The following is a 16429-nucleotide window of genomic DNA, read 5'->3' as shown; positions in this document are numbered from 1 at the left end:
TAGACAGTCTGTCTAGTCAAGGTGTGACGAATGCCGATACGCTGAGGGCATGCCATCGGTAACGCGAAAACCGCAGGCCAACCGAGAGGAACGGCGCGAGCGGATCGAACGCCAACTGCTCGATGCCACCGACCGGCTGATGGCCGACGGCACCAGCTTCACCGAGCTCAGCGTCGACAAACTGGCCACCGAGGCCGGGATCTCCCGGGCCAGCTTCTACATCTACTTCGAGGACAAGGGCCACCTGCTACGCCGACTGGCCACCCAGGTGTTCGGCGATCTGACCCAGGCCGCCCAACAATGGTGGAGCGTCGCCGGACGCCGCGACCCCGCAGACGCCCACACCGCCATGTCTGGCATCGTCGCCAGCTATCGGACCCACCAACCGGTGCTGATCGCGCTCACCGAGATGTCGAGCTATGACCCACTCGTCGCACAGACGTACCGTGAGCTGCTGGCCGGAATCTCCGATCAGCTCACCAAGGTGATCGAGGACGGGCAGTCCGACGGGTCGATCCGGCCGCAACTGCCTGCCGCCGCCACCGCGAGCACGCTGACGTGGATGGTGGAGCGGACCTGTCATCAGAATCTGCCGTCGCAGCCGCCGTCCTACGACGCCGAGCTGGCGAACACGATCACCCAGATCGTCTGGGGCGCCCTGTATCTGGAGTCCCCCAAGCTGTGATTTGTGCACCGCGCGTAACGGTCAGCGTTACCGGAGGTGCACAAATCGCTAGGTGGCGACCAGGTCGTCGGCGTGCACCGCGGGCCGGCGCAGCTCGGCCGGCAGATCCGGCGTCGAGCGGCCGATGATCGCGGCCAGCTCCGAGGCCTCATAGGCCACCACGCCGCGCGCGACCGTCTGCCCGTCAAGCCCCCGCAGATCCACCACGTCACCGCCATGGAAGTGACCGGTGACCTCGGTGATCCCGGCCGGCAGCAGCGAGCGACGCTGTTTGACGACCGCGCGCACCGCACCGTCGTCGAGAGTGAGCGCACCGTGGGACTCCGCGGCATGGCGAACCCAGAACCGCCGGGCCGACATCCGCTCGGGCCGCGGCGCGAACACGGTGCCCACCGAGGCATCGCTGAGCGCGGCACCGGCATCCGACGCGGCGGCCAGCAGCACCGGCACCCCGGCATCGGCGGCCAGCAGGGCCGAGGACAGCTTCGAGGCCATGCCTCCGGTGCCCAGGTGGCTACCCCCGCCGGCCACCACCCCGTCGAGATCGCCCTGGGCGGCGACCTCGGGAATGAAGCGCGCGTTGCCTTTTCGGGGATCGGAATCGTAGAGACCGTCGATATCGGACAGCAGGATCAGTGCATCGGCGCCGACCAGCTGGGCCACCAGCGCCGAGAGCCGGTCGTTGTCACCGAACCTGATCTCGTTGGTGGCCACGGTGTCGTTCTCGTTGACGATCGCCACGGCGTGCAGGACGCGCAACCGGTCCAGGGTGCGCTGCGCGTTGTTGTGTTGCACCCGCATCGCAATGTCCTGCGCGGTCAGCAGAACCTGGCCGACCGTGCGGCTGTAGACGGCGAACGCCGAACTCCACGCATTGACCAGGGCCACCTGCCCGACGCTGGCGGCCGCCTGTTTGGTGGCCAGATCCGTTGGGCGCTTGGACAGTCCGAGCGGCTCGATGCCGGCGGCGATGGCACCCGAGGACACGATCACCACATCGGAACCGGCTTTCATCCGGCCCTCGATGGCCTCGACCAGGACCGCGAGCCGGCCCGCGTCGAAGACTCCGGACGGAGTGGTCAGCGCAGTGGTGCCGATCTTGACGACGACGCTGCGCGCGGCCCGGATCGCGTTGCGATGTACCGAGGGCGACGAGTCTGCGCTCGTCACTCGTCTTCGCTCCCGGGCTGGCGCCGCTCCCGCCGGGCAGCCTTGCGTTCGGCGGCGCCGATCCGGTCGGTCTGCTCGAGCCGGATGTCGGTGCCGCGCCCGGTCAGCGGCATGTCGATGCCCGCGGGGGTCTGCGGTTCCCAGTCGAAGGTCATATCGCCGATCGTCACGGCGCAGCCGGGCTTGGCGCCCTTCTTCCACAACGCGTCCTCGACACCCAACCGGGCCAACCGGTCACCGAGGTAACCCACGGCCTCGTCATTGCTGAAGTCGGTCTGAGCGATCCAGCGCTCGGGACGGGTACCGCGCACGATGAACCCGCCGTCGCCGTCGGTCTCGACGGTGAAGCCGCTCTCGTCGACCGCGATCGGCCGGATCACCGGACGCCTCGGCACCAGCGCCGGCTGCGCCTCACGGTAGGCCTTCACCATCTCCCACAGCGCAAAGATCAACGGGCGCAAGCCATCACGGCTGACCGTCGAGATCTCGTACACGGGCCAGCCGAACTTGGACTGCACTTCTTCACGCACGAAGTCGGCCAACTCCCGGGCATCGGGAACGTCGATCTTGTTGAGCACCACCGCACGTGGCCGCGACGCCAAATCGCCCAGCGTGGAATCGCCTTGCAGGGTCGGGGTGTAGGCCGCGAGTTCGGCCTCCAGCGCCTCGATGTCGGAGATCGGGTCACGCCCGGGTTCCATGGTCGCGCAGTCGACGACATGCACGAGCACCGCGCAGCGCTCAAGGTGCCGAAGGAATTCCAGGCCGAGGCCCCGGCCCTCGGAAGCACCGGGAATCAGGCCGGGAACGTCGGCGACGGTGAAGGTGTTCTCGCCGGCCGAGACCACGCCCAGATTGGGCACCAAAGTCGTGAAGGGATAGTCGGCGATCTTGGGCTTGGCCGCCGAGATGGTCGACACCAGAGAGGATTTGCCCGCCGACGGGAAACCGATCAGGCCGACATCGGCAACGGTCTTGAGTTCGAGGGTGAGATCGCGGGTCTGGCCCTTCTCACCGAGCAGGGCGAAGCCGGGAGCCTTGCGCGCCCGCGAGGCCAGCGCCGCGTTGCCGAGACCGCCGCGACCACCCTGTGCGGCTTCGAACCGGGTACCGGCGCCGACCAGGTCGGCCAGCATCCGGCCGTCCTCGTCGAGCACCACCGTGCCGTCAGGCACGCGCACGATCAGATCGTCGCCGGTGGCACCGTCACGATTGCTGCCCGCACCCGGCTTACCCGAGGGTGCAGCGACATGGGGATGAAAGTGGAAGTCCAGCAGGGTGTGAACCTGAGGATCCACGACGATCACGATGCTGCCGCCGCGACCACCATTGCCGCCGTCAGGACCGCCGAGGGGTTTGAATTTCTCGCGGTGCACCGACGCACAGCCGTGGCCGCCGTTTCCTGCACTCGCATGGATGACGACGCGGTCGACAAACCGGGGCATCGGACATCCTCTCCGTCGAATGTGAAGCTATTGCGATAGTCCTATCGAGAACTCGCAGCTGCTTCACATTCGCGGAGAATCCTCGGAGTCTCAGGCCTCCGGGCGCGGCACGGGAACGATGTTCACGTGCTTGCGACCGCGCTTGGAACCGAACTCGACGGAGCCGGGAGCCAACGCGAACAGGGTGTCGTCGCCGCCACGGCCGACGTTGACGCCGGGGTGGAAGTGGGTGCCGCGCTGGCGGACGAGGATCTCGCCGGCCTTGACGACCTGACCACCGAACCGCTTGACGCCGAGTCGCTGTGCTGCAGACTCACGACCGTTGCGTGAGCTGGAAGCGCCCTTCTTGTGTGCCATTAGTTCGCTCCCTCGCTACTTGATGCCGGTGACCTTGAGCACGGTCAGCTGCTGACGGTGCCCCTGGCGCTTGTGGTAGCCGGTCTTGTTCTTGAACTTGTGGATGCGGATCTTGGGACCCTTGGTGTGCTCCAGCACCTCGCCGGTCACGGCGACCTTGGCCAGGTCGTCGGACTTGCTGGTGACCTTGGCACCGTCGACCACGAGGGCGACGGGCAGTGATACCGATGCGCCAGGCTCGGAGTCGAGCTTCTCAACCTTCACCACGTCACCGACGGCAACCTTGTACTGCTTGCCGCCGGTCTTGACGATTGCGTATGTCGCCATCGTGTCCTCTGCTCTGCTGCTCTCTGCGGGCGCGCGCTACCGGTCGGTGCGTGCGCGGGTCTTGGGTGGCGGGATGCCCCGCCGTCACCGGCCTGCGACTACTACAGGCACTGGAGACAACTGGTCAAGGGTACTTGACCAGCGGGTAGAGGGTCAAACCGCCCTCTACTCGTGGGTCGGCGGCCCCGCGGGCCTGGCTGCGGCGCGTCGACGAGTACGGCCGCGACTGGGCTGCACCTCGGCCACCACGGGCTCCGGTGCCTGGTAGACGTCCTCTTCGGACTCGTCAGCGTCGTCTGAGTCGTCTGAATCCTCGGAGTCGTCGAACTCGTCCGACTCGTCGTCGTCCGCGTCATCTTCATCCGAGTCGTCGATGTCGTCCAGATCATCGTCGTCGTCATCGAGGTCCTCGTCGTCGAGGTCGATCTCGTCCTCGTCCTCGTCAGAATCCTCGTCCGAGTCATCGGACTCGTCTTCATCGGACTCGTCGACGTCCTGCGCGTCGAACTCACCGTCGGGAGACTCGTCGGTCACATCCACGTCCTCGGGCGTGACCTGCTCGTCGCCTTCGCCGTCGACAGTCTCGGCGACAGCGTGCTCGTCGAACTCTTCGTGGCCCTCATGACCTTCGTGGTCTTCGTCGTGGCGACCGTTCGCCGCAGCCATCGCCTTGAACATCGGGTGTTCGCCGGCCGGATGGTCGGGCACCTTGACGACAGGCACCTCTTCGGGCTCGGGACGGGCATTACCCCGCTTGCCCCGCTTGCTGCGGCGGCCGCCACCACCGCCACCACCGCCGCCACTGGATTCGGCCTTGCGGCCGGCGTTCGATGACGAGGCCGTGTCGACCGGGTCGCCGTGCAGGACGATGCCGCGGCCGGCGCAGTGCGTGCAGGTGGTCGAGAACGCCTCGACCAGACCGGTTCCCAGCCTCTTCCGGGTCAGCTGCACGAGGCCCAGTGAGGTCACCTCGGACACCTGATGGCGGGTGCGGTCCCGGCCCAGCGCCTCGGTCAGCCGGCGCAGAACCAGATCCCGGTTGGACTCGAGCACCATGTCGATGAAGTCGATGACCACGATGCCGCCGATATCGCGCAGCCGCAGTTGTCGCACGATCTCCTCGGCGGCTTCCAGGTTGTTGCGGGTGACGGTCTGCTCGAGGTTGCCGCCGGCACCGGTGAACTTGCCGGTGTTGACGTCGACGACGGTCATCGCCTCGGTGCGGTCGATGACCAGGGTTCCGCCCGAGGGCAGCCACACCTTGCGGTCCAGCGCCTTGGCCAGCTGCTCGTCGATGCGGTGTACGGCGAACACGTCGGGAGCGTCGGCGCCGCCGGCGGGTTCGTACTTGGTGAGCCGGCCCACGAGATCGGGGGCGACGGTGTTCACGTAGGAGTTGATCGTGGCCCAGGCCTCGTCACCGGAGACGATCAGACCCGAGAAATCCTCGTTGAACAGGTCGCGGATGACCTTGACCAGCACGTCGGGCTCTTCGTAGAGCGCAACGGCGGCGCCGGCCTTCTTCCCGGTGACCTCGGTGGCCTTGGCCTCGATCTCGGTCCAGCGCTGCTGCAGCCGCTCGACGTCGGAGCGGATGTCCTCTTCCTTGACGCCCTCCGAGGCGGTGCGGATGATCACGCCCGCATCGGCAGGCACGACCTCTTTGAGGATCTCCTTGAGCCGCTGGCGTTCGGTGTCGGGCAGCTTGCGGCTGATCCCGGTCGACGACGCGCCCGGTACGTAGACCAGGTAGCGGCCGGCCAGCGAGACCTGCGTGGTGAGTCGGGCACCCTTGTGCCCCACCGGGTCCTTGCTGACCTGGACCAGTACATAGTCGCCCGGCTTGAGCGCCTGCTCGATCTTGCGGTTCGACCCACCGAGCCCGGCGGCCTCCCAGTTCACCTCACCGGCGTAGAGCACACCGTTGCGGCCGCGGCCGATGTCGACGAAGGCGGCTTCCATCGAGGGGAGCACGTTCTGCACGATGCCCAGATAGATATTGCCGACCAGAGACGCCGACGCCGCTGAAGTGACAAAGTGCTCGACCACGACGCCGTCTTCCAGAACGGCGATCTGGGTGTAGCGGGCGCCCTCGTGGGGCGGCTCGGTGCGGACCTTGTCGCGGACGATCATGGTGCGTTCGACGGCCTCGCGACGGGCCAGGAACTCCGCCTCGCTCAGGATCGGCGGGCGACGACGGCCCGCGTCGCGGCCGTCGCGGCGGCGCTGACGCTTGGCCTCCAGGCGGGTCGATCCGCTGATCCCCTGGATCTCCGAATCATCGCTGCTCTTGCCGGACCGCTCGGCGCGCGGGGCGCGCTCGTGCACGACGGTGTTGGGCGGGTCATCCGGGGAGCCCGCATCATCGTTGTCACCCGCGCCGGACTTGCGCCGCCGGCGGCGACGCCGACGACGGTTGCTGCCGTCGCTGCCGGCGGTGTCCTCGTCGTTGCCCTCGTCCGACTCGTCGGAGTCGTCATCGGAATCCTGGTCCGACTCGCTCTGGTCATCGTCGGTATCGGAATCCGGGCCCGAGTCAGAGCCATTCTCGTCACTTTGTTCACCGCGGCCACGGCCACGGCCGCGGCGGCCCCGGCGGCGCCGACGCGCGGCGGGGCGATCCGCCTGTTCGTCGTCCGTCTCGGAGTCGGCATCGCTGCCGGTGTCGCTGTCGTCGTCGTCTTCGTCCTCGTCGTCGACATCTTCTTCGACGCGCACCGGCACGAAGCTGACGGGCTGCGGTGCGACGAACAGCGGAAGGTAATCGGCCCGCTCGGTGTGGGCTTCGCGGGCCGCGGGGATGTTCGCGGTCTCCAGGATCAACCGGGATTCGGGCTCATCGCCCACCAGAACGGGGTCCGCCTCGGGGGCCGGTTCCGTCCCGGCGGCGGGCGCCGCGGCTGCTTCGGGGGCATCGGCCGGGGTCTCGGCCGGAGCCGCGACAGACTCGGTCACGGCGACCGCCACGGCCTCGACCTGCGCCGGAGCCGCTTGATCGATCGGACCCGGTTCTGTCGAACCGAGGGCCAGTGCGTCACGGACCCGCTCCGCGTCGACCTTGTCGATGGTGGAATGTGCACTGCGCGCACGCCCGTCGAACTCGGCCAGCGCATCGAGCACACGCCTACTGGTGGTGCCGAGTACCCGCGCCAGGGAGTGGACTCTCAGCCGCTCGGGCAGTCCCTCCTGTTGCGGAGTCTGGGTTGATAGGTCTTCATTCTGGGCATCTTCGGCCACGAATTCTCCTCAAGCCCCCGGGCGCGTCGTATCGACGCGGCCACGCGAGGGCTTCCGCTATTGGCCCGGGACACTTTCCCCGGACTTGTTGTGGTCTCGCTCCGGGCGGTTCGCTACCGAACCCACCCGGTGCCTGGCTGAATGATGGCTGGACGGCCCGCGCCGCACCGGATTGCGGTGGTCGCGCTCGTCGAAGTCTTCATTCGGGTGTTCAGCCTCGGTTGAGGCTGGCTACCCGCAACCAGTATCCCACATCACTGACGCGGTACTGACCAGACTGCGAGAAGGATTATCCGGCGGAGGCTTCGCCAGGGAACCACAGGGCGATCTCGCGGGCCGCCGACTCCGGCGAATCCGACCCGTGAACCAGGTTGTCTTGGGTCACAAGCGCCAGGTCACCGCGGATGGTGCCGGGCACAGCCTTCTCCACCGGATCGGTGCCGCCGGCGATCTGACGGAACGCGGCGATGGCGCGCGGCCCCTCCACGATGGCTGCCACGACGGGTCCGGAGGTGATGAACTCCAGCAGCGAATCGAAGAACGGCTTGCCGTCGTGCTCGGCGTAGTGCTGCTTGGCCAGCTCGACGCTGACGTTCTTCAGTTCGAGCGCCGCCAGGGTCAGGCCCTTGCGCTCGATCCGGCCGAGGATCTCCCCGACCAGGTGGCGCTGCACGCCGTCGGGCTTGATCAGGACAAGGGTCTGCTCAGTCACGGCAGAGAGCGTACCGGTCGGTAACAGCGCGGCGCCATCTCGGGGCCCCGACGGAGCCCGCACTGTGGCCCAGCTATCACTGCCCTATTCGCTGGGCGGTTGCTGACCCGGCAGCAGGCCACGATCCTGCCTGCGTTTGACCTCACCCCGCAGGTACACGATCAGCAGCCAGACCACGGCGAAGATCACGCCGATGAAGCCGATGGCCCCATGGATGAGCGCACCGGCGATCACCACCAGCTGGATGCCCAGGTTCGCCCAGATGGCCCAGGGCCGGCCCTGGATCCCCGACATCAAGATCAGCACGATGGCCAGCCCGACCACGAATCCGCCCGACGCCCAGGTCAGCCCGGAGCCGCTGACACCCACCACCGGCAGGGCCAGCAGTACGACGATGGCTTCGAGAATCAGCGTCCCCGCCATCACCCCGCGGAAACTCTTCCAGGGGTCGGGCGGAGCCGGCTTGTCACTCGGCGTCTGGTCACCGGGGGTCTGATTGCTCACTGCGGGTCCCGTCCGAACAGGGTCCGGGCCACGCCGGCGGTCACCACCGAACCGGTGATCACCATGCCGGACCCGGACAGTCCTTCGTCTGCCCCGGCCTCCTCGACCAGGGCGGTGGCCGTCTCGATCGCATCAGGCAGCGTCGAGGCGGTGATCACCCGATCCTGCCCGAACCGCTCCTCGGCCAGCGACGCCAGCGACTCGACGTCCATCGCCCGCGGTGAACCGTTGTGGGTGACCACGATCTGATCGAAGACCGGCTCCAGAGCGCTCAGGATGCCGCCGGCGTCCTTGTCCCCCATCACCGACACGACCCCCACCAGGTAGCGGAAGTCGAACTCCTGCTGCAGGGTCTGCGCCAGCGCCGCCGCTCCGGCGGGATTGTGCGCCGCGTCGATGAAAACCGTTGGCGCACTTCGCATGCGTTCCATGCGGCCCGGGCTGCGCACCGACGCGAAGCCGGCCCGGATGGCCTCGACATCGAGCTGGCGGTCCGCGCCCGCACCGAAGAACGCCTCGACCGCGGCCAATGCGAGAACGGCGTTGTGAGCCTGATGCTCACCGTGCAGCGGCAGGAAGATGTCGGAGTACACACCGCTCAGGCCCTGCAGCTCCAGCACCTGTCCGCCGATGGCGACCTGCCTGCTGAGCACTGCGAACTCGGAATCCTCGCGGGCCACGGCCGCGTCGGCGCGCACCGCCTCGGCCAGCAGCACCTCCATGGCCTCGGGAACCTGCTTGCCGATCACCGCGACGGTGTCGGTCTGCACCAGGTCCTCCGGCTGCCGGGTGATGATGCCCGCCTTCTCCCCCGCGATCTCGGCGATCGTGTCACCGAGATAGTCGGTGTGATCGATGCCGATCGGGGTGATCACCGCGACCGGGGCGTTGACGACGTTGGTGGCGTCCCAGCGTCCGCCCATTCCGACCTCGATGACCGCGACGTCGATGGGCACATCGGCGAAGGCCGCGAAGGCCATCGCGGTGAGGACCTCGAACTTGCTCATCTTCGGGCCACCGGCGGCCTCGGACTGCCGGTCCACCAGTTCCACGAACGGTTCGATCTCCGTATAGGTGTTCACGTATTGCGCTGGGGTGATGGGCATTCCGTCGATCGAGATGCGCTCCACCGCGGACTGCAGATGCGGACTCGCGGTGCGCCCGGTGCGCCGGTGCAGGGCGACCAGCAACGAATCGACGATGCGGGCCACCGACGTCTTGCCGTTGGTCCCCGCGACATGGATGGACGGATAGGCCCGCTGTGGCGAGCCCAACAGCTCCAGCAGGGCGGAGATGCGTGCCGTGCTGGGGTCCAGCTTGGTCTCGGGCCACCGCTGATCGAGCAGGTGCTCGACCTGCAGGAGCGCGGCGATCTCGTCCGGGGAAGGAATCGGGTCGGTCACCGGGCCCTCATTTGAGCCCGGCCAGGCGTGCGTTGATGCGCTCGACCTCTTCGCCGGCCAACTGCTGGCGGCCGCGGATCTTGTCGACGACGTTCTCGGGCGCCTTGGCGAGGAAGGCCTCGTTGCCGAGCTTGGCCGTGGTGGTGGCCAGTTCCTTCTGTGCCGCGGCCAGGTCCTTCTCCAGCCGGCGACGCTCGGCCGCGACATCGACGGTGCCCGAGGTGTCGACCTCGACGAGGACCGTGGCCTGCGTCAGACGCACCTCGACCGAGGCCGACGGCGTGAACCCGTCACCGGCGTCGGTCAGCCAGGCCAGCGCCGTGACCGCGGGCAGCTGCTCGGTCAGGCCGGCCTCGGTGATCGCCGACAACCGGGCCGGGACCCGCTGCCGGTCGGCCAGGCCCTGGTCGCTGCGGAAGCGGCGCACCTCGGTGATCAGCTTCTGCATATCGGCAATGTGCTGCGCCGCAACCGGATCAAGTGCGATGCCGGATGCCTGCGGCCACGGCGCGATGACGATCGACTCGCCGTCGGTGAGTGCCTTCCACAGCGTCTCGGTGACGAACGGCATGACCGGATGCAGCAGCTTGAGCAGTGCGTCGAGCACGAAGGCCAGCACCCCGGTCGTGTGAGCAACACCCTCACCGAGCTGCACCTTGGCCAGTTCCACGTACCAGTCGCAGAACTCGTCCCAGGCGAAGTGGTACAGCGATTCGCAGGCCCGGCTGAACTCATAGCTGTCGAGTGCCGCATCCACTTCGTCGCGAACCTCTTCGAGGCGACCGAGGATCCAGCGGTCGGCGTCGGTCAGGTCGCTCGCAGCGGGCAGCGGCGCGGGAGCCGCACCGTTCATCAGGGCGAACCGCGTGGCATTGAACAGCTTGGTGGCGAAGTTGCGGGAGGCCCTGGCGTGGTCCTCACCGATGGACAGGTCACCGCCGGGGCTGGCGCCGCGGGCCAAGGTGAACCGCAGCGCGTCGGCGCCGAACTTCTCCACCCAGTCCAGCGGGTCGATCCCGTTGCCGCGCGACTTGCTCATCTTGCGGCCGAACTCGTCGCGGATCAGCCCGTGCAGGAAGACGTTCTCGAACGGCACCTGCGGACCGCGCTTGCCGTTGAACGTGATGGCCGGATCGTCGGCGACGAACGTGCCGAACATCATCATCCGGGCCACCCAGAAGAACAGGATGTCGTAGCCGGTGACCAGCACCGAGGTCGGATAGAACTTGGCCAGGTCGGGCGTGTGGTCGGGCCAGCCCATGGTGGAGAACGGCCACAGCGCCGAGGAGAACCAGGTGTCGAGCACGTCGGGGTCCTGCTCCCAGCCGGCCGGCGGGGTCTCGTCGGGACCGACGCACACCGTCTCGCCGTTGGGACCGTGCCAGATCGGGATCCGGTGACCCCACCACAGCTGCCGGGAAATGCACCAGTCGTGCATGTTGTCCACCCAGGCGAACCACCGCGGCTCCAGGCTCGGCGGGTGAATCACGGTGTCGCCGTTGCGCACCGCATCGCCTGCCGCCTTGGCCAGACCGTCCACCTTGACCCACCACTGCAGGGACAGGCGCGGCTCGATGGGCTCACCGCTGCGCTCGGAGTGTCCGACGCTGTGCAGGTACGGCCGCTTCTCCGCGACGATCCGGCCCTGCTCGGCCAGCGCCTCACGCACCTTGACCCGGGCCTCGAACCGGTCCATGCCGTCGAACTGGGTTCCGGTGTCGGCGATCCGGCCCTTGGTGTCCATGATCGTCGGCATCGGCAGCTGATGGCGCAGCCCGATCTCGAAGTCGTTCGGGTCGTGCGCGGGGGTGACTTTGACTGCGCCGGTACCGAATTCGGGGTCGACGTGGGTGTCGGCCACGATGATCATCCCGTGTTCCACGAACGGGTGTGCCAGCGTTGTGCCGACCAGGTGGCGGTACCGCTCGTCGTCGGGGTGCACCGCGATCGCGGTGTCACCGAGCATGGTCTCGACACGGGTGGTGGCCACGATGATGTGGGGCTCGTCATCGTTCATCGAGCCGTAGCGGAACGAGACCAGCTCGCCCTCGACGTCCTCGTACTTGACCTCGAGGTCGCTGATCGCGGTCTCCAGCACCGGTGACCAGTTGACCAACCGCTCGGCCTGATAGATCAGGCCGGCATCGAAGAGCCGCTTGAAGATGGTGCGCACCGCGCGCGAGAGGCCCTCGTCCATGGTGAAGCGGTCGCGGCTCCAGTCCACGCCGTCACCGAGGCGGCGCATCTGCCCGCCGATGGTGCCGCCGGACTCACGCTTCCAGTCCCACACCTTCTCGACGAACAGCTCGCGACCGAAGTCTTCTTTGGTCTTGCCGTCGACCGCGAGCTGCTTTTCCACCACGGTCTGGGTGGCGATGCCGGCGTGGTCCATGCCGGGCAGCCACAGCACCTCGTAGCCCTGCATGCGCTTGCGGCGGGTGAGGGCGTCCATCAGGGTGTGGTCGAGCGCGTGGCCCATGTGCAGGCTGCCGGTCACATTGGGCGGCGGCAGCACGATCGAATAAGGCGGCTTTTCGCTGGCCGAATCGGCGGTGAAATATCCGGCATCCACCCAGCCCTGATACAGGTCGGCTTCTACCGCGGCCGGATCCCAGGATTTGGGGAGGGCATCGGCACGATCGTCAGGGGTGGGGGTCACCGAGCCATTCTAAGAAGGACGTGCCCGAATACGCGAAAGCCCCCGATGCCCGGTGCGTTCGCTGGGCGTCGGAGGCTCTCGAGCCGGCTTGGTGCCGGGGCTACTTCTTGCCGCCGAGCAGGCCGCCGAGGATCTCACCGATGGCATTGCCCTGGTTGCCACCGCCGCCGAGCACGCTGCCGAGGATGCTGCCCAGCGGGTTGTTGGCGGCGCCGCCGCCACCGGTCGCGCCGCCCAGGATGCTGCCGAGGATGTCGCCCAGGCCGCCTCCGCCGGAAGCCTGAGCCTGCGCCTCTCCGGCCGGAGCGGCGTTCTTCTGGGCGAACTGCTTGCCGATGTAGGCGAGCACGATCGGCGCCAGGATCGGCAGCAGCTTCTTGATCAGATCACCGCCACCGGCGCCCGTGCCGGCCAACGCCGACGCGACCTGGTTGCTGTCGTTGCCGCCGAAGATCTTCGAGACGATCTGGTTGCCTTCGTTGGCGTCGACCTGGTCGACACTCACGCCGCCGTCGAGCAGGCCGCTGGCGCCCTGCGCGGACACGGCCGACTCCAGATCGCTCGAGTCGATGTTGTCCGCCTGTACGTTCTCCGCCACACCGCCGACGAGCGCGGGCACCAGGGTCTTGATGGCGGCGCTCACCTCGCCTTCATCTGCGCCGAGCTTGCTTGCGATATCCGCCACGGGGATCTGCGCGAACAGATCATCGAGACCGGCCATTTTTCATCCCACCTTCGTTGCTGGCGTACTGGAAGTCCTCGACAACGACACTAGTCGAATCTGATCTTGCCCCACAGGTGTTCGACGCAGGCGGATCCGTTCGTGTTGCGCCAGCTCAGCTCAGGGCAGTGGTTTCCAGCGACACCCCGGCGGCCGGTAGCCGGGTGAGCAGGACATCCCCCATCGCGGCCACCGGTGTCAGCACGCCACGGCGGTCCGACAGCGCGTCCCGATCGGTTGCCAGCGCCAGCCCGCACTCGCCGAGCAGCACCGCTGTCGACTTGTATCCGGGATCGCCTTGCTGGGCCATGCTTGTGACGTACCGGGCGCCCGATGTCGTCGTGGTGTAGGTCTCGACGCGGTAGTGGCCCCGCTCGCGGGCCCGCTCGCTGGGACCGGTACCCGGCTTGGGAGCCAACTTCGCGACCAGACCGCCGGGCAGCCGGTTGAAGTAGCGGCCGCCCACACCGAGCGTGAATGCGTTGGCTCCGGTCACCGCTGCGGCCGCCAGCGGCGCCGCAGGCGAGCGGCCCAGGCTCATCTGCTCGGCGTACTCGAAGCGGCGCCCGTAGGCATAGTCCAGTAATGCGTTGCTGCGCCGCACGATTCGGGTGTTCGGGGCGGCCATGGCAAACGCGCCGGTCCAGTACCCGGCGAGCTCGGGAGCGATCTCACCACCGCGGCGCCACCGCACGTCGGGCTGAGCGCCGAGTTCGGGTTCGGCCCCACGGTCGGGGCTCAGCGTGTACGGGTCGTTCATCAGCGCCCGGGCCTCCGGGTCCGACGACAGCGTGTCCAGCAGTTCCAGCATCGAGGCCACGGTGCCGCCCGACACGCCGCCGGCGAAACTGCGCACCACCAGGTTGGTGTCACCGAGTTCCCCGGCTCCGTCTGCGAGCGCCCGCTGATACAGCGCATACACCGTGAGATCAGATGGCACCGAATCGAATCCGCACGAATGCACGATCCGGGCACCGGTGTCGACCGCCTGCTTGTGATGGAGGTCGATGCTGTCGCGGATGAATGTCGTCTCACCGGTGAGGTCGGCGTAGTCGGTACCGGCCGCGGCGCACGCCGCGACCAGCGGCATGCCGTAGCGGGCGTACGGCCCCACCGTCGTCACCACCACCTGGGTGCGTGCGGCCATCGCGTCGAGAGAGGGCTGAGAGGTGGCGTCGGCGGTCACCAGCGGCCACGACTGCGCGCCGGGCCCCAGGCCGTCGCGGACCGCGCGCAGGCGCTCCTCGGAACGGCCGGCCAGGGCGATCCGGGCCGATCCCCCGGCCCTGGCCAGGTACTCGGCGGTCAGTTTTCCGGCGAATCCCGTGGCGCCGTACAGCACCAGATCAAACTCACGCTGCGTCACGATCTCGACGCTACCCGAGCAATTCGGGCAACTGCACCGGTTCACCGCGCAGGTGGTCGGCCAGGAATGCCGTCACCACCTGGTACCAGATCTTGGCGTGCTGCGGCGCCAGCACCCAGTGGTTCTCCGTCGGGTAATAGAGGAACCGGTGGGGGCTCTCGCCGTTCTCGTCGGCGGGCAGCCCCGAATGGGTGAGCAGCTCGTACCACAGCCGCAGCGCCTCGCCGATCGGTACGCGATAGTCCTTGTCGCCGTGGATCACCAGCATCGGGGTGGCGATGTCACCGACGAACCGGTGTGGTGAATTGCGCTGGGCCATCTCGGGTGTCATCTCCCGGGCCCACCAGTACGCCCCGTCGGTGGTGGGGCCGAACTGGTCCAGCGCCCACAGGCTGGCATGCGTGACGATGGCGTCGAACCGATCGGTGTGCCCGGCGATCCAGTTGGCCATGTAACCGCCGAACGATCCGCCCATCGCGGCGGTGCGCGAGGCATCGACTCGCGGATGTGCGCACGCGGCATCGGTAGCCGCCATCAGGTCGGTGTAGGGATCGCCGCCCCAGGAGCCCCAGCCGCGTGCGATGAAGTCCTGGCCGTAGCCGGTGGACAGGCCCGGATCCGGCATCAACACGGCATACCCCCGGGCGGTGAGCAACCACGGGTTCCACCGCCAGTGCCAGGTGTTCCAGCTGCCAAGCGGGCCGCCATGAACCCACAGCACCAGCGGGGCCGGCTCGTCGCCTTCGGGCAGGGTGAGCCAAGACCGGATAGGGGTGCCGTCGGCGGCGGTCGCGGTCACCTCGGTCACCGTGCCGGGCAGTTCTGGTGCCTCCAGGCACGGCAGCGCGGTGACGGTGCCGTCCCGGTCGATCCGGACCGGATGCGGGGGCGCGGCATAGGAGCTGCGCAGCGCATAGATCACCCCGCCGGGCGCGGGACGCACATCGGAGTAGGTGAAGTCATCATCGGTCAATTTGGTGACCGCGCCGGATACGGGGTCCACGGAGAAGATCGGACCACAGCCGCCGTCGTCGGCCGTCACGATCAGCGCCGAGGAATCCGGCGTCCAGGCCACCGAGGACGGCCAGCGATCCCAGTCGCCGGTCAGCTCCACCGGGTCTTCTCCGAACTGCATGCAGCACAACGTGATCCGTGGCGGCGCGGTGGGAGTGGAATGAGTTTCCCGGGTGAAGGCCACCGCGCTGCCATCCGGTGCGATCGCGGGGCGTTCCAGGTCGGCTCCGGGTTCCTCGGCGATGGTGGTGCGTTCGCCGGTGACCCGGTCGATGCGCACGAGCGCAACCCGCAGCGCCGTGCCGGGGCCGGGCTCCTGCCAGGACGTCACCACGAATCCGCCATCGGCGCTGAGATCAAAGGTCGTCTCGCGCAACGCCGCGCCCGGACCGGGGGTCAGGTCCCGCCGCCCGTCGGCGTCGAAGAGGTGGGGCTGGTCCGGACCCAGGTCGTGATCCCAGTGCCGGACCGGGTAGCCGGTGTGCAGGATCGCCGACACCTTGGTGTCCTTACGGGCCTCGCGCTTCGCCTTGTCGTCGTCGACTCCGGCCGACGACGGCAGCAGGGAGGCGGTGACGACGGTGGCGTCGGCGGCGCGGGCGCTCGCCGCACCCGCGACACCGCCGGGCATCGTCAGCACCTCGGATGCCTCACCGCCGCCGGCGGGTAGCCGCCACAGGGCCGCCGGCGGTTTGTCCTCGCCCTCCCCGGGACGCACGGCGAGGAACAACACGTCTCCGTCGGCGGTGAACACCGGAGCGGACTCCCCTTTGACCCCTTGGGTCAGCCGGCGCGCGGGTTCGACCCCTGCAGGATCCAATTCCCATAT

13 protein-coding genes are annotated in these 16429 nt (G+C 68.1%); 1 reads left to right on the top strand and 12 read right to left on the bottom strand.

Translation table 11 applies throughout. The features are described from left to right. Nucleotides 1-49: 49 nt before the first annotated feature. Entirely contained in the window at nucleotides 50-685 is a 636-nt protein-coding gene (locus tag TX88_RS28715) for a TetR/AcrR family transcriptional regulator (RefSeq protein WP_044522868.1), read from the top strand. A 48-nt stretch (nucleotides 686-733) separates the two neighbouring features. On the opposite strand, the gene proB is transcribed toward TX88_RS28715, so the two are convergent. The 12 genes from proB to TX88_RS28655 form a co-directional block, all read right to left on the bottom strand. After that, nucleotides 734-1855 carry a glutamate 5-kinase gene (proB, locus tag TX88_RS28710; protein ID WP_044522866.1) on the bottom strand — a complete coding sequence of 374 codons (1122 nt, stop codon included), beginning with the start codon at nucleotides 1853-1855 and terminating at the stop codon, nucleotides 734-736. Then, nucleotides 1852-3300, bottom strand: a complete 1449-nt coding sequence (gene obgE, locus TX88_RS28705; protein ID WP_044522861.1) for a GTPase ObgE — start codon at nucleotides 3298-3300, stop codon at nucleotides 1852-1854. The genes proB and obgE overlap by 4 nt, the downstream gene beginning before the upstream one ends. Before the next feature lie 90 nt (nucleotides 3301-3390). Continuing rightward, nucleotides 3391-3657 carry a 50S ribosomal protein L27 gene (gene rpmA, locus TX88_RS28700; RefSeq protein WP_003879727.1) on the bottom strand — a complete coding sequence of 89 codons (267 nt, stop codon included), beginning with the start codon at nucleotides 3655-3657 and terminating at the stop codon, nucleotides 3391-3393. Nucleotides 3658-3672: 15 nt separating this feature from the next. Continuing rightward, a complete protein-coding gene (gene rplU / locus TX88_RS28695) occupies nucleotides 3673-3984 on the bottom strand; it encodes a 50S ribosomal protein L21 (protein ID WP_044522855.1) in 312 nt (103 codons plus the stop codon). A 165-nt stretch (nucleotides 3985-4149) separates the two neighbouring features. Beyond that, nucleotides 4150-7221 carry a ribonuclease E gene (locus TX88_RS28690; protein WP_044522844.1) on the bottom strand — a complete coding sequence of 1024 codons (3072 nt, stop codon included), beginning with the start codon at nucleotides 7219-7221 and terminating at the stop codon, nucleotides 4150-4152. Nucleotides 7222-7510: 289 nt separating this feature from the next. Continuing rightward, complete coding sequence (gene ndk, locus TX88_RS28685; protein WP_044522837.1) at nucleotides 7511-7933, bottom strand: nucleoside-diphosphate kinase; 423 nt, start codon at nucleotides 7931-7933, stop codon at nucleotides 7511-7513. Nucleotides 7934-8017: 84 nt separating this feature from the next. Further along, a complete protein-coding gene (locus tag TX88_RS28680; RefSeq protein WP_084622311.1) occupies nucleotides 8018-8356 on the bottom strand; it encodes a DUF4233 domain-containing protein in 339 nt (112 codons plus the stop codon). 77 nt (nucleotides 8357-8433) lie between these two features. After that, the gene (gene folC, locus TX88_RS28675; protein WP_044522831.1) at nucleotides 8434-9840 is read right to left on the bottom strand and encodes a bifunctional tetrahydrofolate synthase/dihydrofolate synthase; all 1407 of its coding nucleotides are present in this window, start codon (nucleotides 9838-9840) and stop codon (nucleotides 8434-8436) included. 7 nt (nucleotides 9841-9847) lie between these two features. Further along, the gene (locus TX88_RS28670; RefSeq protein WP_044522827.1) at nucleotides 9848-12499 is read right to left on the bottom strand and encodes a valine--tRNA ligase; all 2652 of its coding nucleotides are present in this window, start codon (nucleotides 12497-12499) and stop codon (nucleotides 9848-9850) included. Nucleotides 12500-12599: 100 nt separating this feature from the next. After that, a complete protein-coding gene (locus TX88_RS28665; protein WP_044522823.1) occupies nucleotides 12600-13220 on the bottom strand; it encodes a DUF937 domain-containing protein in 621 nt (206 codons plus the stop codon). A 115-nt stretch (nucleotides 13221-13335) separates the two neighbouring features. Beyond that, nucleotides 13336-14586 (bottom strand): saccharopine dehydrogenase family protein, encoded by a 1251-nt coding sequence (locus TX88_RS28660; RefSeq protein WP_044522820.1) that lies wholly within the window; start codon nucleotides 14584-14586, stop codon nucleotides 13336-13338. A gap of 10 nt (nucleotides 14587-14596) precedes the next feature. Continuing rightward, on the bottom strand, nucleotides 14597-16429 hold a 1833-nt coding region (locus tag TX88_RS28655), incomplete at its 5' end, for a S9 family peptidase (protein ID WP_110918219.1).

Origin of the sequence: Mycolicibacterium septicum DSM 44393, from assembly GCF_000455325.1 — a bacterium.
Lineage (GTDB): Bacteria > Actinomycetota > Actinomycetes > Mycobacteriales > Mycobacteriaceae > Mycobacterium > Mycobacterium septicum.
Note: the sequence above shows the minus strand (reverse complement) of the source record. Positions and strands in the feature narration are given on the sequence as shown.

Bases quoted from the DNA above. Each gene is read 5' to 3' on its own strand.
- rplU (WP_044522855.1), bottom strand. From the start codon at position 3,984: ATGGCGACATACGCAATCGTCAAGACCGGCGGCAAGCAGTACAAGGTT.
- obgE (WP_044522861.1), bottom strand. From the start codon at position 3,300: ATGCCCCGGTTTGTCGACCGCGTCGTCATCCATGCGAGTGCAGGAAAC.
- TX88_RS28665 (WP_044522823.1), bottom strand. From the start codon at position 13,220: ATGGCCGGTCTCGATGATCTGTTCGCGCAGATCCCCGTGGCGGATATC.
- TX88_RS28680 (WP_084622311.1), bottom strand. From the start codon at position 8,356: ATGGCGGGGACGCTGATTCTCGAAGCCATCGTCGTACTGCTGGCCCTG.
- rpmA (WP_003879727.1), bottom strand. From the start codon at position 3,657: ATGGCACACAAGAAGGGCGCTTCCAGCTCACGCAACGGTCGTGAGTCT.
- TX88_RS28715 (WP_044522868.1), top strand. From the start codon at position 50: ATGCCATCGGTAACGCGAAAACCGCAGGCCAACCGAGAGGAACGGCGC.